The organism is Christiangramia forsetii KT0803 (assembly GCF_000060345.1).
In the GTDB taxonomy this organism is placed as follows: Bacteria; Bacteroidota; Bacteroidia; order Flavobacteriales; family Flavobacteriaceae; genus Christiangramia; species Christiangramia forsetii.
The window spans coordinates 695,401-720,320 of sequence record NC_008571.1 but is presented as its reverse complement, the minus strand read 5'-3'; the positions used below and the strand labels follow the sequence as shown (position 1 = coordinate 720,320).

General features: G+C 36.6%; 28 protein-coding genes. 9 read left to right on the top strand and 19 right to left on the bottom strand.

The window, feature by feature from the left end; genetic code table 11:
- Positions 1 to 30: 30 nt before the first annotated feature.
- From recN to GFO_RS03070, 8 genes are all read right to left on the bottom strand, one after another.
- The gene (gene recN / locus GFO_RS03105; protein WP_011708567.1) at positions 31 to 1,683 is read right to left on the bottom strand and encodes a DNA repair protein RecN; all 1,653 of its coding nucleotides are present in this window, start codon (positions 1,681 to 1,683) and stop codon (positions 31 to 33) included.
- A gap of 58 nt (positions 1,684 to 1,741) precedes the next feature.
- Positions 1,742 to 2,632, bottom strand: a complete 891-nt coding sequence (gene porD / locus GFO_RS03100) for a type IX secretion system protein PorD (protein ID WP_011708566.1) — start codon at positions 2,630 to 2,632, stop codon at positions 1,742 to 1,744.
- Positions 2,625 to 3,833: a bifunctional phosphopantothenoylcysteine decarboxylase/phosphopantothenate--cysteine ligase CoaBC gene (gene coaBC / locus GFO_RS03095; RefSeq protein WP_011708565.1), complete on the bottom strand. Its 1,209-nt coding sequence runs from the start codon at positions 3,831 to 3,833 to the stop codon at positions 2,625 to 2,627. Before coaBC ends, porD begins: the two co-directional genes overlap by 8 nt.
- Before the next feature lie 15 nt (positions 3,834 to 3,848).
- Entirely contained in the window at positions 3,849 to 4,178 is a 330-nt protein-coding gene (locus tag GFO_RS03090) for a DNA-directed RNA polymerase subunit omega (protein ID WP_041249986.1), read from the bottom strand.
- Between the two features lie 11 nt (positions 4,179 to 4,189).
- Positions 4,190 to 4,999, bottom strand: coding sequence for an outer membrane protein assembly factor BamD (locus tag GFO_RS03085; RefSeq protein WP_041249985.1), 810 nt, complete (start codon positions 4,997 to 4,999; stop codon positions 4,190 to 4,192).
- Positions 5,000 to 5,125: 126 nt separating this feature from the next.
- Positions 5,126 to 6,001 (bottom strand): 4-hydroxy-tetrahydrodipicolinate synthase, encoded by an 876-nt coding sequence (gene dapA, locus GFO_RS03080; RefSeq protein ID WP_011708562.1) that lies wholly within the window; start codon positions 5,999 to 6,001, stop codon positions 5,126 to 5,128.
- Positions 6,001 to 6,498: a DUF6913 domain-containing protein gene (locus tag GFO_RS03075; protein WP_148264586.1), complete on the bottom strand. Its 498-nt coding sequence runs from the start codon at positions 6,496 to 6,498 to the stop codon at positions 6,001 to 6,003. The genes dapA and GFO_RS03075 overlap by 1 nt, the downstream gene beginning before the upstream one ends.
- 138 nt (positions 6,499 to 6,636) lie before the next feature.
- Positions 6,637 to 7,335, bottom strand: a complete 699-nt coding sequence (locus GFO_RS03070) for a hypothetical protein (protein ID WP_011708560.1) — start codon at positions 7,333 to 7,335, stop codon at positions 6,637 to 6,639.
- 388 nt (positions 7,336 to 7,723) lie between these two features.
- Between GFO_RS03070 and GFO_RS03065 the strand changes: the two genes are divergently transcribed.
- Positions 7,724 to 8,479: a 5'-nucleotidase C-terminal domain-containing protein gene (locus GFO_RS03065; protein WP_011708559.1), complete on the top strand. Its 756-nt coding sequence runs from the start codon at positions 7,724 to 7,726 to the stop codon at positions 8,477 to 8,479.
- Between the two features lie 3 nt (positions 8,480 to 8,482).
- Entirely contained in the window at positions 8,483 to 9,397 is a 915-nt protein-coding gene (locus GFO_RS03060) for a metallophosphatase (protein WP_011708558.1), read from the top strand.
- Between the two features lie 353 nt (positions 9,398 to 9,750).
- Here the strand turns inward: GFO_RS03060 and GFO_RS03055 are convergent, their stop codons facing one another.
- From GFO_RS03055 to GFO_RS03030, 6 genes are read right to left on the bottom strand one after another with little or no spacing between them, the layout of a single operon-like run.
- The gene (locus GFO_RS03055) at positions 9,751 to 10,431 is read right to left on the bottom strand and encodes a M15 family metallopeptidase (RefSeq protein ID WP_011708556.1); all 681 of its coding nucleotides are present in this window, start codon (positions 10,429 to 10,431) and stop codon (positions 9,751 to 9,753) included.
- A gap of 9 nt (positions 10,432 to 10,440) precedes the next feature.
- Positions 10,441 to 12,435 (bottom strand): NAD-dependent DNA ligase LigA, encoded by a 1,995-nt coding sequence (gene ligA / locus GFO_RS03050; protein ID WP_011708555.1) that lies wholly within the window; start codon positions 12,433 to 12,435, stop codon positions 10,441 to 10,443.
- 15 nt (positions 12,436 to 12,450) lie between these two features.
- Positions 12,451 to 13,122, bottom strand: a complete 672-nt coding sequence (locus GFO_RS03045) for a VOC family protein (protein ID WP_011708554.1) — start codon at positions 13,120 to 13,122, stop codon at positions 12,451 to 12,453.
- A 2-nt stretch (positions 13,123 to 13,124) separates the two neighbouring features.
- Entirely contained in the window at positions 13,125 to 13,730 is a 606-nt protein-coding gene (locus GFO_RS03040; protein WP_011708553.1) for an LOG family protein, read from the bottom strand.
- On the bottom strand, positions 13,731 to 14,579 hold the full coding sequence (prmC, locus tag GFO_RS03035) for a peptide chain release factor N(5)-glutamine methyltransferase (protein ID WP_011708552.1): 849 nt from the start codon (positions 14,577 to 14,579) through the stop codon (positions 13,731 to 13,733).
- Between the two features lie 26 nt (positions 14,580 to 14,605).
- A complete protein-coding gene (locus GFO_RS03030; protein WP_011708551.1) occupies positions 14,606 to 15,091 on the bottom strand; it encodes a GNAT family N-acetyltransferase in 486 nt (161 codons plus the stop codon).
- 28 nt (positions 15,092 to 15,119) lie between these two features.
- On the opposite strand from GFO_RS03030, the gene ribD reads away from it, so the two are divergent.
- The 4 genes from ribD to GFO_RS03010 are packed head-to-tail and all read left to right on the top strand — an operon-like array spanning position 15,120 to position 18,238.
- Entirely contained in the window at positions 15,120 to 16,163 is a 1,044-nt protein-coding gene (gene ribD, locus GFO_RS03025) for a bifunctional diaminohydroxyphosphoribosylaminopyrimidine deaminase/5-amino-6-(5-phosphoribosylamino)uracil reductase RibD (RefSeq protein ID WP_011708550.1), read from the top strand.
- A complete protein-coding gene (locus tag GFO_RS03020) occupies positions 16,156 to 16,764 on the top strand; it encodes an HAD family hydrolase (protein ID WP_011708549.1) in 609 nt (202 codons plus the stop codon). Before ribD ends, GFO_RS03020 begins: the two co-directional genes overlap by 8 nt.
- Positions 16,761 to 17,633, top strand: a complete 873-nt coding sequence (locus tag GFO_RS03015) for an EamA family transporter (RefSeq protein WP_011708548.1) — start codon at positions 16,761 to 16,763, stop codon at positions 17,631 to 17,633. The genes GFO_RS03020 and GFO_RS03015 overlap by 4 nt, the downstream gene beginning before the upstream one ends.
- Entirely contained in the window at positions 17,630 to 18,238 is a 609-nt protein-coding gene (locus GFO_RS03010) for an IMPACT family protein (RefSeq protein ID WP_011708547.1), read from the top strand. The genes GFO_RS03015 and GFO_RS03010 overlap by 4 nt, the downstream gene beginning before the upstream one ends.
- Here GFO_RS03010 and GFO_RS03005 read toward each other — a convergent pair.
- Entirely contained in the window at positions 18,235 to 18,633 is a 399-nt protein-coding gene (locus GFO_RS03005) for an acyl-CoA thioesterase (protein ID WP_011708546.1), read from the bottom strand. The two genes, GFO_RS03010 and GFO_RS03005, sit on opposite strands and share 4 nt — an antisense overlap.
- A 204-nt stretch (positions 18,634 to 18,837) precedes the next feature.
- Here GFO_RS03005 and dnaA point away from each other — a divergent pair, with 204 nt between their 5' ends.
- From dnaA to GFO_RS02990, 3 genes are read left to right on the top strand one after another with little or no spacing between them, the layout of a single operon-like run.
- A complete protein-coding gene (gene dnaA / locus GFO_RS03000) occupies positions 18,838 to 20,265 on the top strand; it encodes a chromosomal replication initiator protein DnaA (protein ID WP_011708545.1) in 1,428 nt (475 codons plus the stop codon).
- 10 nt (positions 20,266 to 20,275) lie between these two features.
- Entirely contained in the window at positions 20,276 to 20,743 is a 468-nt protein-coding gene (locus GFO_RS02995) for a low molecular weight protein-tyrosine-phosphatase (RefSeq protein ID WP_041249984.1), read from the top strand.
- Positions 20,740 to 21,468, top strand: coding sequence for an SAM-dependent methyltransferase (locus tag GFO_RS02990; RefSeq protein WP_011708543.1), 729 nt, complete (start codon positions 20,740 to 20,742; stop codon positions 21,466 to 21,468). Before GFO_RS02995 ends, GFO_RS02990 begins: the two co-directional genes overlap by 4 nt.
- On the opposite strand, the gene GFO_RS02985 is transcribed toward GFO_RS02990, so the two are convergent.
- The 4 genes from GFO_RS02985 to dapF form a co-directional block, all read right to left on the bottom strand.
- Positions 21,465 to 22,133, bottom strand: coding sequence for a hypothetical protein (locus GFO_RS02985; RefSeq protein WP_011708542.1), 669 nt, complete (start codon positions 22,131 to 22,133; stop codon positions 21,465 to 21,467). The genes GFO_RS02990 and GFO_RS02985 overlap by 4 nt on opposite strands.
- 371 nt (positions 22,134 to 22,504) lie before the next feature.
- Positions 22,505 to 23,548, bottom strand: coding sequence for an endolytic transglycosylase MltG (mltG, locus tag GFO_RS02980; RefSeq protein ID WP_011708541.1), 1,044 nt, complete (start codon positions 23,546 to 23,548; stop codon positions 22,505 to 22,507).
- On the bottom strand, positions 23,538 to 24,068 hold the full coding sequence (locus tag GFO_RS02975; protein ID WP_011708540.1) for a GNAT family N-acetyltransferase: 531 nt from the start codon (positions 24,066 to 24,068) through the stop codon (positions 23,538 to 23,540). The genes mltG and GFO_RS02975 overlap by 11 nt, the downstream gene beginning before the upstream one ends.
- Complete coding sequence (gene dapF, locus GFO_RS02970; RefSeq protein ID WP_011708539.1) at positions 24,062 to 24,850, bottom strand: diaminopimelate epimerase; 789 nt, start codon at positions 24,848 to 24,850, stop codon at positions 24,062 to 24,064. Before dapF ends, GFO_RS02975 begins: the two co-directional genes overlap by 7 nt.
- Between the last annotated feature and the right edge of the window lie 70 nt (positions 24,851 to 24,920).

Here is a 24,920-nt window from a genome sequence, read left to right as displayed (position 1 = left end):
CACTTCTCACTTCTCACTTCTCACTTCTCACTAATTAAGCAAAGCCTTCGCATGAGCCCTCGCCGAATCGCTTTTCGTGTTCCCGCCCAGCATAAGCGCTAACTCTTCTATTCGCTCATTTTCTTCAAGCTTTACAATTTTAGTTTGAGTAGCAACCTCATTATCTTCTTTAAAGATCTTGAAATGAGTGGCTCCTTTTCCAGCTATCTGAGGCAGGTGGGTTATTGCAATTACCTGCATATTATTCCCCATTTTATTAAGGATCTCTCCCATCTTCTTGGCAATCTCTCCGGAAACCCCTGTATCTATCTCATCAAAAATAATCGTGGGCAAATTACTCTGAGCAGCAAGTATACTTTTTACAGCAAGCATAATCCGTGATAATTCTCCTCCTGAGGCAGCCTTTTTTATTTCTTTAAAGCTTCCTCCTTTGTTGGCTGCCAGGTACCATTCCAATTTATCGCGACCATTAGAAAGAAATTCGGTTCCCTGCGCCAATTCTATATTTAATCGTGCATTTGGCATACCCAGATCTTTTAAAATCTGCTCGGTTTGTTCAATAAATGCAGGAATTATCTTTTCTCTATTTTGATGAAGCTTATCGGCGGTTTCGCCAAGAATCTCCTCATGTTCTTTAATAACCGACTGAATTTCAGTTAGGGCAGATTCAGCATTTTCGGTGACCGAAACTTTTTGCTGAAGTGAACTGGTGATCTCCAGAAGTTCAGCAACATTTTCAGCATTATGTTTCTTCTGTAAATTATAGATTACCTGAAGTTTTTGATTTACAATTTCTAATTCTTCAGGATTAGCTTCCAGACTTTCGAGAGCATCGGTCATTTCAGCTTCAAGATCATCTAATTCTATGATCACACTCTGAATTCGCTCATGGAAATTTTCATAACTGGCAGAAAACTTAGTGATCTTGGATAAATTTGCTTTCATAGCCTTTAAACTCTCCAGACTACCGATTTCTTCTTGTTGCAGTAAATTGATCGTTGAGCTTAAATTTTCAGTAAGTTCTTCTACATTGTTTAATTCTTCATACCGCTGTTCCAATTCTTCCAGCATTCCATCTTTTAAATTGGCTTCTTCAAGTTCATTCAGCAAAAATAAATTGTAATCGTATTCTTTCGCTGCCTGGGACTGTTCTTCTTTAAGTTCTTCAAACCGATTCAGCAGCTGCTTATACTCTTTTAATTCTTTATGATACTGAAGAATAATAGCTTCATTTTTAGCAATGGTATCTATCACATTAAACTGATAATCGGCATTTCCAAGGCTCAGGGTTTCATGCTGACTATGAATATCTATAAGATAGGTTCCCAGTTTTTGAAGCGCGTTAATCTTAACCGGGGTATCATTAATAAAAGCTCGCGATTTTCCGGAAGGTAAGATCTCCCTTCTTATAATACTTTGCTGCTCATAATCCAGATCTTCCTTTTTAAAAAAACTCTCCAGTTTATAATTTGAAATACCAAAAGTTCCTTCAATTACGCATTTTTTATCGGTGTCCCGAATAGAACTAAAATCGGCCCTATCTCCCAGCAGAAGTCCTAAAGCACCTAGCATTATAGATTTACCTGCACCGGTCTCACCTGTTATAATTGTAAATCCCGGCTGAAGACCAATATTGATGTCCTCAATGAGTGCGTAATTTTTTATGGATAGAGATGTAAGCAAATTGGTTAAAATTTGTGCTAAATATACGTGAGAAAAAAATTGAAATCAACCTAAATACCTACTGAATATTTCTCCAGTTCCTGGCATATCTTGGCGCGATGTTATTTAAGGTTTCTATAAGCTCTGCGCTATCTTCTACAGGCGGTCCTCCGGAATAGATCGATGAAATTTCTTCTGCCTTGGAATCCAGGAATGTTCTTAACAGCAATGAATTGTTACGCCGATTATTCATCACTTCCAGGTCATTCAATGCTTCCAGAACCGTATTTTTTCCGGTCAGGACATCTTCGTGCATCACATCAAGACCTAAACGGTGATATTTATAAAGCGTAGTTCTATATTCTGCATACGTATTGGCAAGAAGATCGGTATTAAGCCTAAATCTTGAACGTTGGCCATCAGATCCTCTCCAGCCCTGGGAATTTCCTTGTTGCGCATTGGTTACTATCCTATTCGCTTCTTCATAATATTCAGTTCCACCTTCCGGAGAAAAAGTATCTGCATCCATCCCTAAAATGGTATAGACATAAAAGGATATTACTGAAACGAGATTAGACGTATATGTATTCTGGCTATAATTAAGAGGCTGATACTCCCTATAGCTAAAGCTAAGTTGTTCATCGTTGAAATTAAAAACGGGAGTGATCATAGAAGTGCCATAAACAGGTCTTGAAGATTGAACCTGAATGGTCCCATTAAAATTTTCTCCTTCAAAGCTATTAATGGTAATAAACATACTACAGCTAATACGCTCCTGATTTTGAAAATTTTGATCTGTCCAGGTAGTCTGATTCACAAACTCATTTAAAGCGCGCTCGAGGGTTTTAAAAACAGAAAGGTTCGTTTGTCCTGTCTGTTCAGCATTTACAATAATCTCACAATTAATTTGCTGTGCAGTACTTAGCTGCAATGCGGCAAAAATCATTATAAATGTAAATAGCTTACGCATCGAGTATTTCTATAATTTCCTTTAAAATATCTTCGGCAACTTCTTTCTTAGATTTAAGTTTAAAATCTTTCTGCCTATCAGGGTAAATAATACTAATTTTATTAGTATCGCTTTTAAAACCAGCTCCCTTATCGTTTAGTGAATTTAAAACAATAAAGTCAAGATTCTTCTTTTTTAGCTTTTTTCTGGCGTTTTCAATTTCATTGTTCGTCTCCAATGCAAAACCAACCAGCTTTTGATTTATCTTCTTTTCACCTAAACTTGCAAGAATATCCTCCGTTTTGGTCAATTCCAAAGTTAGGGAATCAGCATTCTTTTTAATCTTCTGATTTGCTACCGTTTTCGGTTTATAGTCGGCAACCGCAGCAGCAGAAATAAAAACATCAGCATTATCAAAATTTGAATGAGCTGCCTCGTACATTTCTTTTGTACTGGTCACCCTAATCAATTTTATCCCTTTTTCATCAATACTTAAATGAGTGGGACCGGATATTAAAGTAACTTCAGCACCGAGTTTCATTGCACTTTCAGCTATTTCATAACCCATTTTTCCACTGGAATGATTTCCTATAAAACGAACAGGATCTATAGCTTCGTATGTGGGTCCGGCCGTAATAAGGATCTTTTTTCCCCTTAATGGCAGATTTTCAGAATAAAAATTTTCAATAAATCGGATGATGCTTTCCGGCTCGGCCATTCTTCCTTCTCCATGCAAACCACTGGCAAGCTCTCCTTCTCCTGCAGGAATCATAATATTTTTATATTCCTGAAGTTTCTGAAAACTGTTTTTAGTGGAAGGATGCTTATACATATCCAGATCCATTGCCGGAGCAAAGAATACAGGACATTTAGCAGAAAGATACGTAGCCAGTAAAAAATTATCGCTATTACCCGACGCCATTTTAGAAAGTGTACTGGCGGTAGCAGGGGCTATAAGCATGAACTCGGCCCAAAGGCCGAGTTCAACATGATTATTCCATTTTGCATTTTCATCTTCCTCATCTGTAAATGAAGAAAAAACCTCATTCTTAGAAAGTGTGGAAAGTGTAAGCGGAGTGATAAATTCTTTAGCAGCAGGCGTCATAACAACTTTTACGCTGGCTCCTGCTTTTACAAATAAACGTACTAACGCGGCAGTTTTAAAAGCGGCAATACCACCGGTAATACCCAATAAAACATTCTTGCCTTTAAGTACAGACATATTTGAATTCAGATTCTATTCTTCGATATCTTCTTTTGTATTACGGTAGTAGATCTTGTCTTCTAACCACTCCTGGATTGCAAGCGACTGTGGCTTTGGCAATCTTTCGTAAAATTTAGAAACTTCGATCTGCTCCTTGTTCTCAAAGATCTCATCTAGAGAATCATTGTAAGTAGCAAATTCATCAAGCTTCTCCAGTAATTCTTTTTTTATCTCACCATTTATCTGGCCTGCCCTCTTAGCAACTATTGAGATCGCTTCATAAATATTTCCGGTTGGAGCGTCTACTCTATTCTTGTTAATAGTAGTAGTGTTTACCGGTGCATCAATTTTCTTAAAATCCATCATTCCTAAAATTAAAAATTCTGTAAGCTTTTATCAATCTCTGATAGAGCATCTTCCAATTGTGGAGTGTATTCCCCTTCAGGATAATATTTTTTGTACGATTTATAAAACTCCCTGGCTTCGTTCAGTCGTTCTTCCATTAAAACTTCAAAACTGTTAATGGCAAGTCTGTATGCTGAATCAAACCTGTAAAAATAAGCAGCTTCTCTAAACGGAGAGCCTGGATGATCTGCTATAAAGTTATTAAATGAAGCGATAGCCGCCTTGTAATATTCTGTATGATGATATTGCTTCGCAATCTCGTAATCTTTCTTTTCAAGCTTTACAAGCAATTCAGTTGCCATTTTATTAGCTTCTTCATTAAATTCTCCTTCCGGATATGTATTTAAATAAACCTGAAGTTCTTCAATCGCCTTATGTGTATCGGTTTGATCTAGATTATACTTTGGTGAACGATAAAAGTATGAGGATGCAGATTTATACCCGGCCTCTTCAGCTTTCTGGCTTTTTGGGTACAACTGCAAAAATCTATCAAATTGAAAAGGAGCATTAAAATAATCCCCTAACTGGTAATACGTATCTGCAAGTATAAAAACAATTCTTTCTCCCTGGGGCTTACCACGATATTCAGGCTCAATTTGCTCCAGTAATTTTAAAGCTTTTCTAAGCTTCTTATTACTATCCTCTTCCTTGCCTTCGTTATATAATTGCTCTGCCGCAGTATATTTTGGAGCAGTTTCTTCATTTTTAAGCAGCTTTTGATATTCACTACAGGATAGCGTCACCATAAGCAGACCTAAAACAAGAATTCCTTTTTTCATGATTCGTAAAAACATCTGGCAAAAATACATTTTTTGTTACTATAAAAAAAACTTTCCTAAACTACTCAAATAACCCTGTAATCAAGAGTTTATTGCAATCAAATACTACTTTTAGAAAATTTTCAATTAGAAATTATCTACAAAGCTGTTTATTTTACTTTGTAAAGTTTCGGTGGCTTCTACCAGAGGAAGTCTTAAAGTATTGCTGATGATTCCTTTTTTAGCAAGCAAGGTCTTAATTCCGGCAGGGTTTCCTTCGGCAAAGATAAATTCTATGGAAGGTGCTATTTTATAATGTAACTGGTAAGCTTCAGAAACTTTTCCTTCAAGGCCGGCTCTTACCATATTAGAAAACTCTTTTGGCAGGCCCTGGCCAATTACCGAAATCACGCCTTTTCCGCCGGCAAGCGTCATTGGCAAAGTGATCATATCATCGCCCGAAATCACCTTGAAATCATCCGGAACCAGGCTAATCATTTTCATCGCCTGTACAATATCCCCGGCAGCTTCCTTTACCCCTATCACATTTTTTAAATTTCTTGCGATCCTGTTTATAGTTTCAGGCAGCACATTTGAAGAAGTTCTACCAGGAACATTATAAAGAATTATAGGTAACGGAGATGCTTTAGAAATCGCTTCAAAATGACGATAAATACCTTCCTGTGTAGGTTTATTATAATATGGCGACACTGAAAGTATAGCGTCAAAACCATCAAGATCTGCTATTTGCAGCTCTTCAACCACGCCGGCTGTATTATTTCCTCCAACTCCAAGAACCAAAGGCAACTCCCCTGCATTTGCTTCCTTTACAACTTTCTTTATCAATTCTTTTTCATCTTGTGTAAGCGTTGCACTCTCGGCGGTTGTACCCAGTACCACAAGATATTCTATGCCATTTTCTATCTGATATTTCACCAGATTACTAAGGGCTTCTGTATCTATAGACAAATCCTCTTTAAATGGAGTAATAAGAGCTACTCCGGTTCCAACAAAGGCTTCCATCAATTATTCTTTTTTAAGATTTTTAAATATTTCAATACTTCCTGCTGAAAGACATTCATAGTATTTGCTTTAACCTCAACATCATAAATTCCATATTCATCGGGAGAATTTCCAATTTTGAATTTGACTTGGCTCTCAGCAGCCAGAAGTGATCCAACTCTATTCTTTTTTGAGAAATAGCAGATCAAAAAATCAAAGGGTTCTTTTGAAAAACTTCTTATTTCTTCCGCCTTGAAATTACCCGAAACAGAAACTTCTTTTGGGTCCAGGATTACCGCATCTATATCTTCTGAAATTTTATCAGGAGTTCCACAAACCACAATTTTAGGACATCCTTCTTTTGTTCCTATAAAATTATAAAGTGTTGTAAGCTCTTGATTAGAAGCAAAACTTTCAGCATCGATGATGATACCAGTCTTTCCCAAATTTCCTTCAAAAGAAAAAGCACTTTCAGCTAAAGATTTTCTAATCTTTTTCGAATAGATTATATTTTTCAAGTTTCCGGAGATCATCATCTAAATTAAGTGGCGCAAATGTAACTAATTTCTATCAGGAACAAAGAAGTTTACACGGCACTAAACATAGATGTATATTGGAATTTAACAGCTTTATTCTTTTTGTTAAATGTTGTAATTTTAAACAAGATTTATTAATCTGAGTTTCTTTTCTTCAGTAGCAAAAAACAGGAATGATAAAATTACCGCACTCATACCAAGAAAGTTATTCATAAGCAACACGCTGGTATCTGGAAAGTAAAACAGTGCCATGTCCCTTAAAATATCTGAGACCACGATTGCCATAACCAGGGTAATAAAGAAAACTGATTTTCTGGAATATGAATTCAAATAATATATGAGAGCTACAATTGCCAGGACTAACAGGTTGATATAATAGATAGAGTAAACACCAAATTCTATTATTCCAGCCATATAAATTTCTAACTCCTGTATATGTTGAACCACAAAATAAACGTTCAATCCTATTAATAGAAAAAAGAAAATCAGCATAAACTTATTTCCAGTTTCCCTTTTTGTATAATTTAAAGCTTCTCGTATGAGGAAAGAATAAGATAGCATACTGAAGAGATTCGAGATAAGATAAACAGAAGCCTCCTTTTCAAAAAACTTCAGCAATACTGCTAATACACTCAAGACTAAAAATCCGAATAGATTAATGTTTTTGAAATCGAGTTTACTGAAAAAAGCAAATACCGGTGGAACAAAAATTAAGATTTCAGATAAATGGATGAGCCATGAGATATTATTCAATACCGCAAACAGGTTAATAAAAATAAGAGGCAGACAGATTAAAAGGTATAACTGGCTATGCTTCATAAATTAGAAATGGGGCCGTAAATATATAAAAATTCACATATAATTATGATTTACTTAACTTATTACCATTTTAGCGTTAATAAAAACACTAAAAAGAGTAATTCACTTCGACATTTTTATATTTCAGTAAAACATTTACTGTATATCTATAAAGTATTCTGAATTGATAAAAGACGTTATCCTGATATGTTTCAGAATCTTTGAACACTCATAATCAAAATAATAACTTGTGATCCTGAAATAAATTCAGAGTGACGAAATACCTAGGAGGACAAAAATGGATATGCAGAAACATTTCTCTTTACAGACCTTCTGTAAACATACTGCGACTGCAATATTTAAACATAAAGAAGATTAGTTTTTTATATTTGCGGCATATTTCCAGACTATGAAATTTTCCAAATTGCTAATAATTGCACTTTCTGCAGTTATTCTCTCCTGCAAATCTGAACCTAAAGAAGTTGGAGAGATTAATACTGAACGTATTCCGGTAGATACAAATCTCAAAGAAGATGCTGAATTTTCAGAATTTATAAAACCTTATAAAGAACACCTCAACGCTACACTGGATTCAACGCTCGCATATAATCCTGATTTACTATCTAAAAATGATGGTGACCTCAACACAGCGATTGGAAACCTAATGGCAGACGCGGTTTTAATTCAGTCGAACCCGGTATTCAAGAAACGAACAGGAAAAAATATTCATATGGTACTGCTTAATCACGGCGGAATTCGTGCTGCGATCCCAGCCGGAAATGTGACCTCAAGAACGGCCTACCAGATAATGCCTTTTGAGAATGAAATTGTAATCGCCGAACTCACCGGTAAGAAAGTAAAAGAGATGTTGAAATATCTGGAAAAAGCTAAATCAGCTCATCCGGTAAGCGGAATCAAGATCCTTGCAAACAAAAATTACAAAACTATAAATGCCACTATTAACGAAAAAGAGATAGAAGATGATAACACCTATTTTATTGCTACTTCAGACTATCTCGTAAATGGTGGGGATAATATGGCTTTTTTCAATAATCCCGTGAATCTCTACAGAATAGATTATAAGATTAGAAATGCCATGATAGATTACTTCAAGAAAATAGATACAGTTCAAGCAAAAATAGACGACCGCTATATAAGAGATTAGATCATGAAAAGAAGAGACTTTATTCATAATACCGCAGCGGCTACAGCATTTTTAGGATTGGGCGGAGTTTCTGCCATGTCTTTTAAAGCTGAAACAAGAAAGCATATTACCATTCTGCATACCAACGATGTTCATAGTCATATTGAGCCTTTTGGGCCTGATGCCGGCAGAAATGCAAATCTTGGAGGAGTTGCCAGGCGAGCTACCTTGGTTGAAAGAATTAGAAAAGAAAACCCAAATACGCTCCTTTTGGATGCCGGGGATATCTTTCAAGGCACCCCGTATTTCAATTTTTATGGGGGTGAGCTGGAATTCAAATTAATGAGCATGCTGAAATATGACGCGGCTACCATTGGGAACCATGATTTTGATAATGGTACCAACGGACTTTATGCGCAACTACCACACGCTAAATTTCCATTTATAAGCTCCAATTATGATTTTAGTGATACCATCATGGACGGGCAGGTGAAAGATTACAAGACTTTTCAAAAAGACGGGGTGAAAATTGGAATTTTTGGTCTTGGTATTAAACTGGAAGGCCTGGTTGGAAAAAATCTCTATAAGGAAACCAAATACCTGGATCCTATTGAAATCGCTACCGATAAAGCCCGAATTTTAAAGGATGAAGAAAATTGTGATCTTGTGATATGTCTTTCCCATTTAGGCTATGAATATTCCAATAGCAACGAGGTTTCTGATGTTAAATTGGCGAAAACCACAGAAAATATCGATCTTATTATAGGTGGTCATACGCATACTTTTCTGAAGAAACCTCGCGTTGAAAAAAATAAAGTCGGAAAGAAGGTTCTCGTAAACCAGGTTGGTTGTTACGGACTTTATCTAGGCCGAATTGATTTCTATCTGGATTCAGAAAATAATATAGAAGCTGACGGAGTGAAAATTGCTATAAATTAGTGGTATCTTAAGCTGTTATCATATGGTTCTTGAGAAAGATATTTCTTAACATTTTGAAAAATTTTAATTAGAAGAAATCATCTTTTAATGTTTTATCATCTTGCTTTTTTGTCGGCCTACCGAAAATTTATCGATAAATTTAAAGCGAAAGAACCGTGAAATTTTAGGCTGTTTGAGCTATAAGAATCTATCTTTTAAATTAAATACCTATAGCGAGTTCCTAAAATTTAGGTTTCGAGTGAAAAATTTAGATCAATTTTCGTGAGCCTAGATTTTTTTGGTTACTTTTTTCATCGATGGAAAAAAATAACAAGGCGAGTTCTTTAGGACGATGCTGACTATAAACTTAAAAACTACTTTACCAGAAAATCAAAATAAGTAGCTGGATAAGGTTCCATATCATACGTATAATGCCACCATTCTTCAGAATAGGACCTGAAGCCATATTTTCGCATAGTAAGCCGTAAAATTTCTCGATTCTTCTTCTGTTGTTCTGAAATCTGCGAAGCATTATGATGAGAAATCTCTCCGAAGAAATCATAGGTTCCACCCATATCCACATTTTCACAATCACTCACCCCAATCATCGTTAAATCTATCGTACTTCCCCGGGAATGACCAGATTTAGTCGCTATATAGCCCAACTGAAAAAGATTCTTTTTGGCAATATCTGGATAAAAATCCTGTTTCATTAAGGTATCATCCTTATCCCTCGCCCACTCCATAAAATGGTTCACGGCACGTTGCGGTCTATAAGCATCAAAAACTTTCAACATAAAGTCTTTTTGAATAAGCTCTTTTTGAACTTTTGCCAGAGCCTTTGCAGCCGGTTTACTAATAATGGCTTGCTTAGCTTCATAACCGTCAATTGGTTTTCCCACAAAATTATGGCTCCCCGCATATCTAATCTCATATATGATGTCTGGGATCACCTCATCTATATAAACAAAACCTTCGGGTATTTCCTGGGCCTTTAAAGGACCAAATAATAAAAAAAGAAAGCTTATAGAAAATGACCATTTAAGATTATGCATATTTTAATATTATTCCAGCATTTTTAAAAAGTCCTCTTCGCTTATAATTGAAGTCCCTAGCTTTTCTGCTTTCGCCAGCTTACTAGGCCCCATATTATCCCCTGCGACGAGGTAATTGGTTTTTGAAGAAATAGAGCTAGATAATTTTCCCCCATTATCTTCAATCATTTTCTTCAGGTCATTTCTAGAAACTTTTTCAAAGACTCCCGAAATCACAAAAGTATTTCCTTCCAGAATATTGGTTTGATTCGCCAGCTTTTCCGCAGAAATCTCTAACTGAATCCCATATTCTTTGAGTCTTTCAACATTTTCACGATTGGCTTCGATATTAAAGAACTCTACCACGCTCCAGGCAATACGCTCTCCAATTTCATCAATGTTTACAAGCTCTTCTTCAGAAGCTGCCATTAATGCCTCTATACTCTTAAAATGTTTTGCCAGTTTTTTAGCAACCGTTTCCCCAACATATCGTATTCCCAGCGCGAACAAGACTCTTTCAAACGGAATCTCTTTAGATCTTTCAATTCCGTTAATCAAATTTTCAGCAGATTTCTCTGCCATTCTTTCCAAAGGAAGTACCTCTTCTTTTTGAAGCTTATAAAGATCGGCATAGCTTTCTATCAAATCGGCATTTACCAGAAGTGCTACTGTTTCCCCGCCAAGCCCTTCAATATCCATCGCTTTTCGGGAAATATAATGCTGTATCCGGCCTATGATTTGCGGCGGACAACCATTTACATTCGGGCAATAATGTTGCGCTTCTCCATCCTTGCGTATTAATTCTGAATCACATTCGGGACAATTAGTAGCGTATTGGGTTGGGTTAGAATCGGGATCTCTTTTAGTAAAATCTACCCCCACGATTTTAGGGATGATCTCCCCTCCTTTTTCAACAAAAACGGTATCGCCTTCACGAACATCCAGCTTTTCAATTTGATCGGCATTATGCAAAGAAGCTCTTCTTACCACTGTTCCCGCCAGCTGTACCGCATCAAGATTTGCCACCGGGGTGATCGCCCCCGTTCTCCCAACCTGATAAGTAATCTTATTTAATTTTGTAGATTCCTGCTCTGCCTTAAATTTATAAGCAATCGCCCAACGCGGAGATTTGGCAGTATGTCCCAGTTCTTCCTGCTGATGAAAATTATTCACTTTCACCACGACCCCGTCAGTTTCATAAGGCAAATCGTGTCGATGCTCATCCCAGTAATTAATATAGTGCAGCACCTCTTCTATAGAATCTTTCAGTTCAGATTCGGCCGGAACTTTAAACCCCCATTTTCTTGCTTTTTCAAGGCCTTCAAACTGGGAAGCGACACCGGTATTCTCTCCGGTGATACTATATAAAAGACATTCTAAAGGTCTCCTGGCAACTTCAGCACTATCCTGCAATTTCAAACTTCCGGAAGCTGTATTTCTGGGATTTGCATAAGGCTCCTCTCCCATTTCCACTCTTTCCGCATTCATCTTCGCAAATCCTTCATAAGGCAGGACAATCTCCCCCCTGATGTCAAACTTATGAGGGAATTCATCTTTTAACTTTAACGGGACAGACCTTATAGTTTTTATATTGTTAGTAACATCATCTCCCTGAAATCCGTCTCCACGTGTAACTGCCCGTTTCAAAATTCCATTTTCATAGGTAAGACTAATAGATGCGCCATCATACTTTAACTCGCATACATATTGAATTTTTCCTTCTACGATCTTTTTAAGCCTGGCTTCCCATTCTTCCAGTTCTTCTTTTGAATAAGAATTTGAAAGCGAATACATCCTGTTTTCATGAACTACGGTTTCAAAATTCTTAGTAACCGCACCACCCACTCTTCGCGTTGGAGAGTTGTCATCTTCAAACTCAGGATATTTTTCTTCCAGCTCCTGAAGTTCCTTCAGTTTTATATCAAATTCATAATCACTAATCTGAGGTTTATCCAGTACATAATAATTATAATTATGTTGCTGGAGTTCCTCTCGAAGTCCCCGAATTTTCTTTTCAACTTCCATGTAGTCTACTGGTATTTATATTTCTGAAATTTTCAGCTCATCGTTGCTGAATGTCAACTGAAATGTTTTAGAATCATGTTCAAATTCCATTTCAAAATCTGAAGCATAGGCCTCGTCCCCGGTAGGAAACCAGTCTTTTTCCTCTTTATTGATAGTGATAATTAGTCCAGAATCCTCCCCGATGGCACAAAATTTTTCAAAGTCCCCATCAAACTGGTTCAACCCACAATCAAATTTCAGTTTTTCAAATTTCTCCTTAATATTATTAGTGGCAAGTCCTATTTCTGCAAGTCCCACTATATTTGAAGAATCAAAAATGGCAGATTCTGGCTTGCTAAAATTCCTTCTGGAAATAAATTCCATAATATTTTGATCTTCATCATAGAAATAAACCGACATCGCCTGCCAGTTACTAAAATCTATAATCTTCTTATCATTGAATTTCTGAATAGCTCTTTTCCCATCAAACCAGGCCAAGGCTTCCTCTTCCTGCCTATCTGGGATATGAAAGGCTATATGATAAGGAGTCGCGTTTTCTTTATACTGAAATTTTAAAATGGAATATCCCGCCTGAATTTCGAAACTATCTTTAGAAGAACTTTTAACCTCAAAATTAAGCTGATCCCTATAGAATTTTAATTGTGCTTCTATATTGCAACTGTATACGGTAAGCCTGTTAATTTTCATGATCAGGTTTGGTTTTTAATCATCCATTTTGGAACCGGTTTTGACTCAAAACTTCTCATTTTTTCCAAAAGATCTTCAAAATTATCTGAAATCAGTAAAATATCGAGGTTATCCTGTTTCAAAAGACCTTTTGCTGTCATTTTATTTAGCATATTTATTAGATCATCATAAAATCCATTGATATTCAATAATCCAATTGGCTTTCTATGCAATCCCAGCTGCGCCCAGGTCACGATCTCAAAAAGCTCTTCAAAAGTACCGAAACCGCCCGGTAGCGAAATAAACGCATCGCTCAATTCATTCATGGTGAGCTTTCGTTCATGCATATCTTGAGTTGTAATTAGTTTATCCAGTCCCGTATGCACTACTTCCTTGGTCTTAAGAAAATCAGGAATAACACCTGTTGCTTTTCCTCCATGCTCCATCGCTCCTTTAGCCACCTGTCCCATCAAGCCAAGTTTACTTCCTCCGTAGACCAACCTGATGTCATTTTCAGCCATTTTCTTACCCACGGTATAAGCATTATCAAATATCTCCCTATCATTCCCATCACTACTGGCGCAGAAAACGGCCAGATTCTTAATAGGCTTTAGTTTTTTACTCATCATTTATTGCTTCGTTGCTTTTAACATGCGGTAATGTCCAAAAATATCCTTTTTGAGTTCCGTTTCAAAACCGAATTGCTGCACCAAAGATTTTGTTTCTTCTGCCAGGTATTGATTGATCTCAAAGTATAAACAACCAGCAGGATTCAGCGATTTCACAGCAAGTTCAGCAATTTTTTTATAAAATATCAGCGCATTCTCATCCTCCACATACAAGGCCAATTTTGGCTCATGATCCAGTACATTTTGATGCATTTCCTTTTTCTCCAACTCCCTAACATAGGGCGGATTTGAAACAATAATATCGAACTGCCCTTCTAATTCTTCTGCTTCCAGAATATTTAGTTTCCTGAATAATACATCGGCAGCATTCAATTTCGCATTTCTTTTAGCAATTAATAAAGCTTCAGAAGAAATATCAAAAGAAGAAACTTTTGCATCTTCCAATTCTTTAGCTAAACTTATGGGAATACAACCGCTACCGGTACCAATATCAAGGATCTTAAGTTCTTGCCCGGTACTTCTATGATCTGAAATTATCCATTCTACCAGTTCCTCAGTTTCCGGCCGTGGAATCAGCACACTTTTGTTAACCAGAAATTTTCTTGTGAAAAACTCTGTATTCCCCGTTATATATTGAATAGGCTCATGCTTTTTCAATCTATTTAATGCAGATTCGAACTTTGTTTGCTCTTCCTTAGAAATTTCCTGAGTAGGATTTAAAGCAATATCAACTTTTTGCATTCCGAGATATTCTTCAGTCAGAATATAAAAGAATGACATGATCTCGGTGGAAGGAAACTCCCCCTCCAATTGCACACTAAATTGTTTTTTTAACTGAGAAATTCGCATTGAAATTGTTGTGGTTCCTCTAAGGTTTAAAGATCTCTTACCATAAAAACCGTGCAATTGTAATGCCCGGTATTACCAAGTGGTTTTTCAATGACCTCAAAGTTATTTTTATGATATAGTTTTCTGGCATTTTCCATATAAGGCAGGGTCTCTATATAGCATTTTTTGAATCCCTGTTCCCTGCCAAAATCCATACACTGGTTAATCATTTTCATACCAATCCCCCTGCCCCGAGCTTCCGGAAGAAAATACATCTTCTGAAGTTCACAGATGGTTTCTTCTTCTCCGGTTAAAGGTGCTATTCCCGCACTACCGATGATTTTTGAATTTTCTTCAACTACATAGTAAACTTTTTTTTCACCTTCATAGGTTCTGGTCATATCATCCAGGGCCTTGTCTTCATACGCGGTTCCTACTTTGGGAACCCCCATTTCAACAAGGACGCTTCTAACTAATTCTTTAACCTGCTGATTGTCTTCGGGTTTAATCTCCCGAATTTTCCATGTGTTCATTCTGCCTAATTAATTCTATTTTTGTGCTGTGAATATACACGAAAAATACATAAAACGCTGTATAGAATTGGCGCAAAACGGGCTTGGAACTACCTATCCCAACCCAATGGTGGGCAGTGTGATTGTATATAAAAATAAGATAATTGGCGAAGGCTGGCACAAAAAAGCCGGAGAGCCTCATGCAGAGGTAAATGCGATTAATTCGGTAAAAGACCAATCGCTTCTAAAACACGCCATTATTTATGTAAGCCTTGAACCCTGTAGCCATTTTGGAAAAACCCCTCCCTGCAGCGATCTAATTATTGCTAAAGGCATTAAAAAAGTGATTATAGGCACAATGGACCCGTTCGCTAAAGTTGCCGGCCGCGGAATTAAAAAACTAATGGATGCCGGGTGTGAAGTAAATGTTGGGATCCTGGAAGAAGAATGCCTGGAACTAAACAAGCGTTTTTTTACTTTTCAGAAGAAACAACGTCCTTATATTATTCTTAAATGGGCTCAAACCCAGGATGGTTTTATCGCTCCGGAGAAAAAAGATAAGAAGAGACCCGTGTGGATCACCAATAAATATTCGGGACAGCTGGTTCATAAATGGCGCAGTGAAGAAACCGCTATTTTGGTTGGAACCAATACCGTTATTGAAGATAACCCTTCTTTGAATGTTAGAAAATGGACCGGCAGTAATCCTGTTAGAATCATTATAGATCAGAACTTAAAAATCTCCAAGGATCATTCAGTTCTCGACGAAAAACAAAAAACAGTAGTTCTTTGTAAAAAGAAAACTACCGGTTCAGAAGATGGAAATATAATCTTTGAGGAAATCGAATTTTCAGAAAATATTTCACAGGAGATCTGCGATGTATTGCACAAATACGACTTACAGTCGGTTATTATTGAAGGTGGTAGTAACACCCTTCAGCAATTTATAAAAGCTGGTCTTTGGGATGAAGCCAGGGTCCTTACCGGAAGCTCTTATTTTCAGTCAGGAGTAAAAGCTCCCGAAATTTCCGGAATCCCGGTGGCTGAAAAGAATATTTCCGGCGACCTTTTAAAAATTTACAAAAATGATTAAAGCGATACTATTTGATTTTGGTGATGTCTTTATAAATCTTGATAAAGAAGGCACCAATAAAAAATTAAAGGAAATGAATATTAAGGATTTTCCGGAATCTCTTGTTGCAAAAAATCGTGATTATGAGCAGGGATTTGTTACCTCAGATGAGATCTCAGACCATTATCGCACAGAATTTCCAGCCTTAGAAAAAGAAGATTTTATCCGGTCCTGGAATGCTATGCTACTCGATTTTCCCGAATATCGATTTAAATTCATTCAAAAGCTGGCTGAAGAAAAGGATTATGAACTCATATTATTAAGCAACACGAATGAGAATCATATAAAACACATCCAAAGTCAGGTTCCCTTTTTTGAAGATTTCAAAAAGTGTTTTGACGCGTTTTATCTTTCCCATGAGATGGGAATGCGCAAACCCAACGTGGAAATTTTTGAATATATCCTTAATCAACACAACCTAAAAGCTGAAAACTGCCTGTTTATAGATGATACTTTAGAAAATACCGAAGCTGCCAACAAACTTGGTTTTCATACCTGGAATATTGAACCTACACGAGAAGATGTGATAGATCTTTTTACTACTAAAAAAGAGCTATTTTGATCTACCTGCTGCTTAGTGTATTATCGTCTACAATCATTTTTGTTGTTTTTAGATTGTACAAAAAATTCGGTGTCAACACTCTGCAGGCCATTGTGGTAAATTATTTTATAGCCTGTACTGTTGGATTTTTCGGTTATATAGAGGGTTCAGATTTCACAGAGGTCCCAGGTGAAAGTTGGTTTCCGGGAGCTTTGATGCTAGGCTTTCTATTTATCGCGGTATTTAATCTTGCGGCTATTACCACCCAAAAAAGCGGACTCTCTGTAGTTGCTGTAGCCACCAAAATGTCTGTAGCCATACCCGTGCTCTTCGGAATATTTTTATATAATGAAAATACCGGCGTACTTAAAATTATTGGGATTTTCCTGGCGCTTGTTGCTGTTTATCTGACTTCGATTAAAACCGAACAAGGAATCAGTATCAAAACAGAAAACCTAATCTTTCCGCTACTTGTTTTCCTGGGAAGCGGAATTATAGATACCAGTTTAAAATACCTTGAAACAAGTTATGTTTCCGAAACCGACGTGGGCCTCTTTTCATCAACAATCTTTGCCACTGCCGGGGCGATTGGTATCCTGGTTTTGCTTTACCAGGCAATTAAGGGAACACTAAAATTTAGTTACAAAAATATTCTCGGTGGGATCGCCCTGGGAATTCCCAATTATTATTCCATCTATTTTTTAGTCATGGCGCTAAGGAGTAATGGTTTTGACAGCTCTACGATCTTTACCATGAATCATGTAGCTATTGTAACCCTATCAACCCTGGTTGGTATTCTACTGTTCAAAGAAAAATTAATTAAGAAGAACTGGATAGGGCTGGCCCTGGCAGTGATTAGTATAATTCTTGTAGCAAATTCGGCCATATGAAAGATACCTATCAAAGTATAACTAAACCATCTCCCGAGGTTCTTTTTAAAGACAGAAATTCAAAATTTTTCGGCTATGCGTTTCCAATTAAAACGGAAGAAGAGGCTAATACGCATTTAGAAGAGTTAAGGGCTAAACATCATAAAGCAAGGCATTGGTGTTATGCCTGGCAAATAGGCAAAGAAGACTTTCAATATCGAGCCAATGATGACGGTGAACCCTCAAATTCTGCCGGAATGCCTATTTATGGACAAATACAATCTTTTGATGTTACCAATATTCTCATTGTGGTGGTTAGATATTTTGGTGGGGTAAAACTAGGCGTTGGCGGACTTATAAACGCCTATAAAACTGCCGCGCAAATGGCACTGGAATCCTCTGATATTCTAAAAAGAACAATCGACGAGATTTTTATTGTGAAATTTGATTACCCTGAAATGAATAAGGTAATGCAGGTAATTAAAAAAAACAACCTGAATGTAATTGATCAAAAACTGGAAATAGATTGTAAGATTTTTATTGCAGTAAGAAAAAAAGATGCCGATGACATCTATTCCAAATTTGATAACACCTATAAAGTAGAAATTTCTAAACTCGAAGATTAATCTTTCAATTTATCCAGAACATACTTAGGGCAACGTATAGGTTTCCTCGTTTTAGAATCCATAAAAACCAGTGTAGAAGATGCTGAAGTCACCTTTTCACCACGTTCATTGAAGATCAAATAGTCAAATATAATTTTAACATTTGGCGTATTCCGTAATCGCGTTTCGATCTTCAGATTTTCATCAAAAGTAATAGGTCTGTGATATTTTAAATTTAATTCGAATACCGGCAACATTATCCCTTCCTCTTCCATATTTTTGTAGGAGATCCCTAAAGATTCAAGCCAGTCAATTCGGGCTATTTCCAGGTATTGCGGGTAATTTCCGTGATACACTACGCCCATCTGGTCGGTTTCGGCATATCGGACTTTAACAAAAGTTTCGTGTGATTTCATAGCAAAAAAATAGCCTTTCTGGGAAAGGTTTTTTATATTCAGGCTCGGAAGTAAGTATGCATAAATTTTTCTTAAAATTCAACCCCTAAATGGTTTTTTTTTTACATTTTTTGTTCACATATTTGTTCCGCTCAAGTTGGAGAACTAAGTTTTTCTGGCTGCCAATAGAACTTACTACTAATCAAAATTAACGTTTAACTAATAATGTCAAAAACTGCGCAATCGGTTTGGAATAACTGTCTGTCATTTATTCAGGATAACATTACACCTCAAGCATACAAAACATGGTTTGAACCTATCCAAGCAGTGAAACTTACAGATTGTGCCCTAAGCATACAGGTGCCATCTAAGTTTTTCTATGAGTGGTTGGAAGAACATTATGTTAAACTATTAAAAGTATCACTTACCCGTGAACTTGGTGAAAAAGCTAAGTTGGTATATGTGATCAAAATGGAGAATACTTACGGCAACAAACTTCCTTTTACTGAAAAGATCCCTAGTACCCAAAGAGCACAAATGACTTCTCAGGAGGTAGACGTTCCCATTAAGAATAAAAGTCCGGAGCTGAAAAATCCTTTTATCATTCCTGGTATCAGAAATGTAAAAATTGAATCTCAGCTAAACCCCAATTATAATTTTGACAATTTCCTTGAAGGAGAATCAAATAGATTAGCGAGATCGGCAGGATTAGCAGTAGCTAACAAGCCCGGAGGAACGTCATTTAACCCACTTTTAATATTCGGAGGCGTTGGACTTGGAAAAACACATCTTGCTCACGCTATTGGGGTTGAAATTAAAGATAAGTATCCGGAAAAAACAGTTTTATACATTTCCGCAGAAAAATTTACTCAACAATATATCGAGTCTGTAAAGAAGAATAATAGGAATGACTTTATTCATTTCTACCAGATTATTGATGTATTGGTAGTAGATGACATCCAGTTACTATCTGGCAAGGCAGGAACACAGGATGTATTTTTCCACATCTTTAACCACCTGCATCAAAACGGAAAACAGGTTATATTAACCAGTGATAAAGCTCCTGTAGATATGCAGGACATTGAACAACGTCTACTTTCAAGATTTAAATGGGGACTTTCTGCTGAATTACAGCATCCTGATTTTGAAACTCGGGTTTCAATAATAAAAAGTAAACTGTATCGCGATGGCGTTGAAATGCCTGAAGATATTGTAGAATTCCTTGCTAATAACATCAAAACAAACATCAGGGAACTGGAAGGAGCCATTATTTCTCTTATCGCCCACTCCTCTTTCAACAAGAAAGATATTACTTTGGATCTTGCTAAAAAGATCGTTGATAACTACGTGAAAAATACCAAACGCGAGGTTTCCATAGATTATATCCAGAAAGTGGTGAGTGATTATTTCCAGATGGATGTAGACACACTACAGTCTAAAACTAGGAAAAGGCATATTGTACAGGCAAGACAACTGGCGATGTTCTTTGCTAAGAAATTTACCAAGGCATCTCTGGCAAGCATTGGCTCTCAAATTGGAAGCCGTGATCACGCCACTGTATTACATGCCTGCAAGACGGTAGATAATTTAGCCTCTACAGATAAGCAATTCAAAAAATTTGTTGAAGACCTCAGCAAGAAGCTCACCTTATAAATTACACTTTATGAAAACCAGGGTATTGATGGTGTGCCTCGGCAATATTTGCAGATCACCACTGGCCGAAGGTATTCTAAAATCTAAGGTAGATTCCAATAAAGTATTTGTAGATTCTGCAGGTACTGGAAGCTGGCATATTGGATCGGAACCTGATAAAAGATCTATCGCAACCGCAAAGAGATATGATTTAAACATTACCGATCAGCGTGGTAGACAATTTTCAAAAAAAGATTTTAAGGATTTCGATTATATCTTCACCATGGATAATTCCAATTTTAAAGATGTAATGTCCCTGGCTGAAACTGATGAAGATCGTCATAAAGTTCATTTAATCCTTGAGGAAATTTTTCCTGCGGAAAATGTTGATGTCCCAGACCCTTACCACGGAGGAGAACAGGGATTTGAAAATGTATATCAGATGCTTAATGAAGCCTGTGAACAGATTGCAGAAAAACTGGAAAACGGAACTCTATGACATCCGGCAATAAAGATTACGGCAAACTTTATCTTATTCCGGTTAGTTTAGGTGATTCAAATCCTGAAAAAGTTTTCCCTCCCATGAATTCCAGAATTATAGATGGAATTGAAGATTTTATTGTGGAAAATGAAAAATCTGCCAGAAGATTTATAAAGCAAATACTTCCAGAAAAATCACAACAAAGTTTAAAATTAAAGACTTTAAATAAATTCACAGAAGAATCTGAGATTCCAACATTCCTGAATGCAGCCAAAGACGGGAAAAATATTGGGCTGCTAAGTGAAGCCGGCTGTCCCGGAGTAGCAGATCCCGGTGCCGAAATTGTAAAGCTCGCACATCGATACAATATACAGGTAGTGCCACTAATAGGTCCATCTTCTATTTTACTAGCAATGATGGCTAGCGGGATGAATGGTCAAAGTTTTACTTTTCACGGATATTTACCTATAGATAAAAAGGATAGAAAGCACGAAATAAAACAGTTGGAAAGAATTTCTACGGAAAAGAATCAGGCGCAAATATTTATTGAAACTCCGTATAGAAATATGAAGTTTTTAGAAGATCTTATCCAAAACCTTCATCCTACTACCAGGATCTGTGTGGCCTGTGACCTGACTTTAGAATCTGAATTCATTAAAACAGCCACTGCTTCAGAATGGAAAAATATAAAAGCCGACCTTCATAAAAGACCGGCTATATTTATTATTCAGAGAGATCTTTAAACTGAAAGTTTATCAAAATCTACCCTGGAATTCTTTTCTGTCTTAACAAAAGAAACATCATAACCTCCAAAACGTTTCATATAAGTCTTGATGGTAGTCCCAAATGCATCGCTAAATGCCTGGGCTCCCCAACTTCGAAGATATTTCTTAACACTCCCCGGTCCCGCCAGATGTGCCGCTGCCAAAATTCCCGATTCGGTAATTTCAACTCCATTAATAGTTTTCCCAACAAAGCGCTTAATATCTCTTTGAAGGATCCACTTATTTCTTGAAGCATTCGCATAAAATGCGGCTTCCTGCAGCGCAGGTGAATTAAGAAATCCCATGGAATCATAAACCCCAACGAGCTTTAAGGTTCCCTTACCAAACTGGTATTTTCCAAGATAACCATACTCATTGATCGACTTGTAATCTCCTCTTGATTCTTTAAAAGCAAGTGCTTCTTTAAAACCAACATAAGATTTACCTAGAAAAGGTGATGTATGTGAAATTTCAAAATCTGGAATTAATTCATCCCTTAAATCTGCAACCGTATAATTCAGGTCCAGATCGTAAGTGGAATATTCTTCCAGATCTAAATTTGCAGCTTTCTTAGTTGAAAAACTAAAAAAAATAGAGCCCGCTGCAAGAGGCAAGATTGAAAATTTTGCAATTTTCTTTCTCATCGTTTTGGTTTTTGAAAGGTTACTGGCAGACCTATTTTATAAATCAAACCCCTTTCATATTCGCGGCGCAAATGTATAACAATTTTTAATAATTTGACTTACAGGCTGTTAAACCTTTTTTAAAGTTATTGCTCTTTTAACTTAATAATAACTTCCTGATAATCAAAATATTAAATATTCTTAAAATTTTTTTGTTTGTCCGTTAGTATCCTAAACTGAAAAATAGCGTCCTTCTGTCCCGATAACTATCGGGATTATTTCAGAATCTCAGTTTAATGTAAATCAATGTAAAATTTAGACCCTGAAATAAATTCAGGATGACGAAAGAACGATTAAAAAGGAAGACGGATATACATGAAAAAAAAGTGTACTTATCTTTTAATTCCCTGCTTGTTGATCCAGCGTACATATTCCTGCTTATTTCGGTTATGCTGAGCAAGGGTTTTAGCAAATTTGTGATATCCGAAATTTTGCACATCAGCTACGAAATAATAAAAATCATGATCCTCATAATTTAATACCGCATCGATAGAAGAAATGTCCGGCATCGCAATTGGTCCCGGAGGAAGTTGTTTATACTTATACGTATTATATGGAGAGTCTAGTTCAAGATCTTTATAAAGCACTCTTTTTATGATCGTATCAAAATTACCGGTTTTCTCCTTGATAGCATAGATTACCGTAGGATCTGCATCCAGTTTCCATCCATTTTTGTGACGATTCATATAAACTCCCGCAACCTTTGGCCGCTCATCAACCTTAGCGGTCTCCTTCTGAACAATTGAAGCCACAGTAATTACTTCTTTGGGAGTTAAACCTATCTCTTCTGCTTTTTTACGTCTGTTCTCATTCCAGAATCTGTCATATTCCGTTTTCATTCTTGCACGGAATTCTTCGGCAGAGGTATTCCAGTAAAATTCATACTGGTTTGGAATATATAGATTTAAAGCATTTTTTCCATCCAAACCATTCGCTGCAAGAAAATCTACATTATTAAAAGATTCTAATAATTGAACACTATCGGCTTCTATTTGCGTAGAAATTCTCCCTGCAAGATCCTCAAGTCTCTCCTGATTATTAAAAACTACCTTAACCGGAGTATTGCCGCTTCTAAGACGATCTACCAGTTCGTTATTGTTCATTCCACTCTTCAGAATATATCTTCCTGCTTTCACCCTATTCGCATAACCTTTCTTTTCAGCTACCAGAGAAAAAGACTCCAGGTCTTTTACCAGTGGTCGCAAGGAATCTATAACAGTTTGAAAGTTTGCTCCTGTTGGGATATACACAATTTCCTCTTTTGCATCAAAATCTGTATTTGAGGAGAATATGCTGTTATAAACGTAATAACCAAATATTCCAAAGGCTATCAAGCCAATAATTACGATTGCTATAAGTATTTTTCTAATGTACATTGCTAACTAATTGATAAAGCCATTCATCCTTAAATTCACCATTAAACAGCGTCCAGTCCTTTTTTAGACCTACTTTTCTAAATCCGTTGTTTTCAAAAACCTTTTTACTATCCTCATTATTCGCGGTTACATTAGCATATACCTGGTGCAGACCTAAATGGGTAAAACAATAATCGCAAAGCAAGGATAAACTTTCTGAACCGAAACCTTTTTTTCTATCTTTTTTATTTGCGATCAAAATTCCGATAGCCGCACGTTTATCGCGAGGCTCCAGATCATACACGTCAATTAAACCCACCTGCCTGCCTCTTTTGGTACAGATCACTAATCTTAATTGCTTAATATCATAAATATCACGGTGAGCATTTTCGATATATTGCCTTATTAAGAACTTTGAATATGGAGATTGCGTAGAGCTTATTTCCCAGAAATCTTCGTTATTTTCAATTTCATGAACAAAGTCTAAATCTTCAGGCTCCAGGGCACGTAGATATACTTTATCGCCTTTTAAAGTTAACATACAATTTCTCCTTTAAAAACGAATTCAGCTGGTCCTGATAGCCAAACATCAGAAAAGCCCTTTTCGGTTTCCTTAAAACTTACCGATAGTTTTCCCCCGGGTGTTACTAGTTTTACCTTATTAGAATTCGTTTTAGAAGATTTAAATGCAGCCAAAGCAACTGCAGTCACTCCTGTTCCGCAGGAAAGCGTCTCATCTTCTACCCCTCTTTCATAGGTCCTTACTGAGAAAGTATCTTTAGCAATGGCTTCTACAAAATTTACATTAGTACCGTTATTAGCTTTATATCTCTCGGAATATCTAATTGCTGAACCTTCCTTTTTAATATCAACCTTATTTACATTTTCAGTAAATAAAATATGATGAGGAGAACCGGTATCAAGGAAAATAAAATCTTCATTTTCTGAAATACTTTCCACATTCTGCATTTTCAGACTTACTACATCTCCTTCTATAGATGCTTTATGAACACCATCTATTGCTGTAAATCTTGCAGAATCCTTTATAATGCCCAAAAAATTAGCAAAAGCGACCAGACATCTGCCTCCATTCCCGCACATACTACTTTCGTTCCCATCAGCATTGAAATAAACCATTTTAAAGTCGTCTTCGGGATCTTCTGAATTCTCCAGAAGTATCAGTCCGTCAGCACCTATGCCAAATTTACGATCACACAGGTGGTTTATTAATTTGGTATCATTTTTGGATACTTCCTTATCCCGATTATCGATCATTACAAAGTCATTCCCGGTACCCTGATATTTATAAAATTTCAGTTTCATAGGTCGTTTTAAAGTGGCACAAATATACAATTTTGAAGAGGAATTTCGAGGTGTTAAATGGTCGTTAATT

Excerpts from the sequence above, each read along its gene's own strand:
- porD (WP_011708566.1), bottom strand. The coding sequence starts at position 2,632 with ATGCGTAAGCTATTTACATTTATAATGATTTTTGCCGCATTGCAGCTA.
- coaBC (WP_011708565.1), bottom strand. The coding sequence starts at position 3,833 with ATGTCTGTACTTAAAGGCAAGAATGTTTTATTGGGTATTACCGGTGGT.
- GFO_RS03090 (WP_041249986.1), bottom strand. The coding sequence starts at position 4,178 with ATGGATTTTAAGAAAATTGATGCACCGGTAAACACTACTACTATTAAC.
- GFO_RS03085 (WP_041249985.1), bottom strand. The coding sequence starts at position 4,999 with ATGAAAAAAGGAATTCTTGTTTTAGGTCTGCTTATGGTGACGCTATCC.
- dapA (WP_011708562.1), bottom strand. The coding sequence starts at position 6,001 with ATGGAAGCCTTTGTTGGAACCGGAGTAGCTCTTATTACTCCATTTAAA.
- GFO_RS03070 (WP_011708560.1), bottom strand. The coding sequence starts at position 7,335 with ATGAAGCATAGCCAGTTATACCTTTTAATCTGTCTGCCTCTTATTTTT.
- GFO_RS03065 (WP_011708559.1), top strand. The coding sequence starts at position 7,724 with ATGAAATTTTCCAAATTGCTAATAATTGCACTTTCTGCAGTTATTCTC.
- GFO_RS03060 (WP_011708558.1), top strand. The coding sequence starts at position 8,483 with ATGAAAAGAAGAGACTTTATTCATAATACCGCAGCGGCTACAGCATTT.
- GFO_RS03055 (WP_011708556.1), bottom strand. The coding sequence starts at position 10,431 with ATGCATAATCTTAAATGGTCATTTTCTATAAGCTTTCTTTTTTTATTA.
- ligA (WP_011708555.1), bottom strand. The coding sequence starts at position 12,435 with ATGGAAGTTGAAAAGAAAATTCGGGGACTTCGAGAGGAACTCCAGCAA.
- GFO_RS03045 (WP_011708554.1), bottom strand. The coding sequence starts at position 13,122 with ATGAAAATTAACAGGCTTACCGTATACAGTTGCAATATAGAAGCACAA.
- GFO_RS03040 (WP_011708553.1), bottom strand. The coding sequence starts at position 13,730 with ATGATGAGTAAAAAACTAAAGCCTATTAAGAATCTGGCCGTTTTCTGC.
- prmC (WP_011708552.1), bottom strand. The coding sequence starts at position 14,579 with ATGCGAATTTCTCAGTTAAAAAAACAATTTAGTGTGCAATTGGAGGGG.
- GFO_RS03030 (WP_011708551.1), bottom strand. The coding sequence starts at position 15,091 with ATGAACACATGGAAAATTCGGGAGATTAAACCCGAAGACAATCAGCAG.
- GFO_RS03020 (WP_011708549.1), top strand. The coding sequence starts at position 16,156 with ATGATTAAAGCGATACTATTTGATTTTGGTGATGTCTTTATAAATCTT.
- GFO_RS03010 (WP_011708547.1), top strand. The coding sequence starts at position 17,630 with ATGAAAGATACCTATCAAAGTATAACTAAACCATCTCCCGAGGTTCTT.
- GFO_RS03005 (WP_011708546.1), bottom strand. The coding sequence starts at position 18,633 with ATGAAATCACACGAAACTTTTGTTAAAGTCCGATATGCCGAAACCGAC.
- dnaA (WP_011708545.1), top strand. The coding sequence starts at position 18,838 with ATGTCAAAAACTGCGCAATCGGTTTGGAATAACTGTCTGTCATTTATT.
- GFO_RS02995 (WP_041249984.1), top strand. The coding sequence starts at position 20,276 with ATGAAAACCAGGGTATTGATGGTGTGCCTCGGCAATATTTGCAGATCA.
- GFO_RS02990 (WP_011708543.1), top strand. The coding sequence starts at position 20,740 with ATGACATCCGGCAATAAAGATTACGGCAAACTTTATCTTATTCCGGTT.
- GFO_RS02985 (WP_011708542.1), bottom strand. The coding sequence starts at position 22,133 with ATGAGAAAGAAAATTGCAAAATTTTCAATCTTGCCTCTTGCAGCGGGC.
- mltG (WP_011708541.1), bottom strand. The coding sequence starts at position 23,548 with ATGTACATTAGAAAAATACTTATAGCAATCGTAATTATTGGCTTGATA.
- GFO_RS02975 (WP_011708540.1), bottom strand. The coding sequence starts at position 24,068 with ATGTTAACTTTAAAAGGCGATAAAGTATATCTACGTGCCCTGGAGCCT.
- dapF (WP_011708539.1), bottom strand. The coding sequence starts at position 24,850 with ATGAAACTGAAATTTTATAAATATCAGGGTACCGGGAATGACTTTGTA.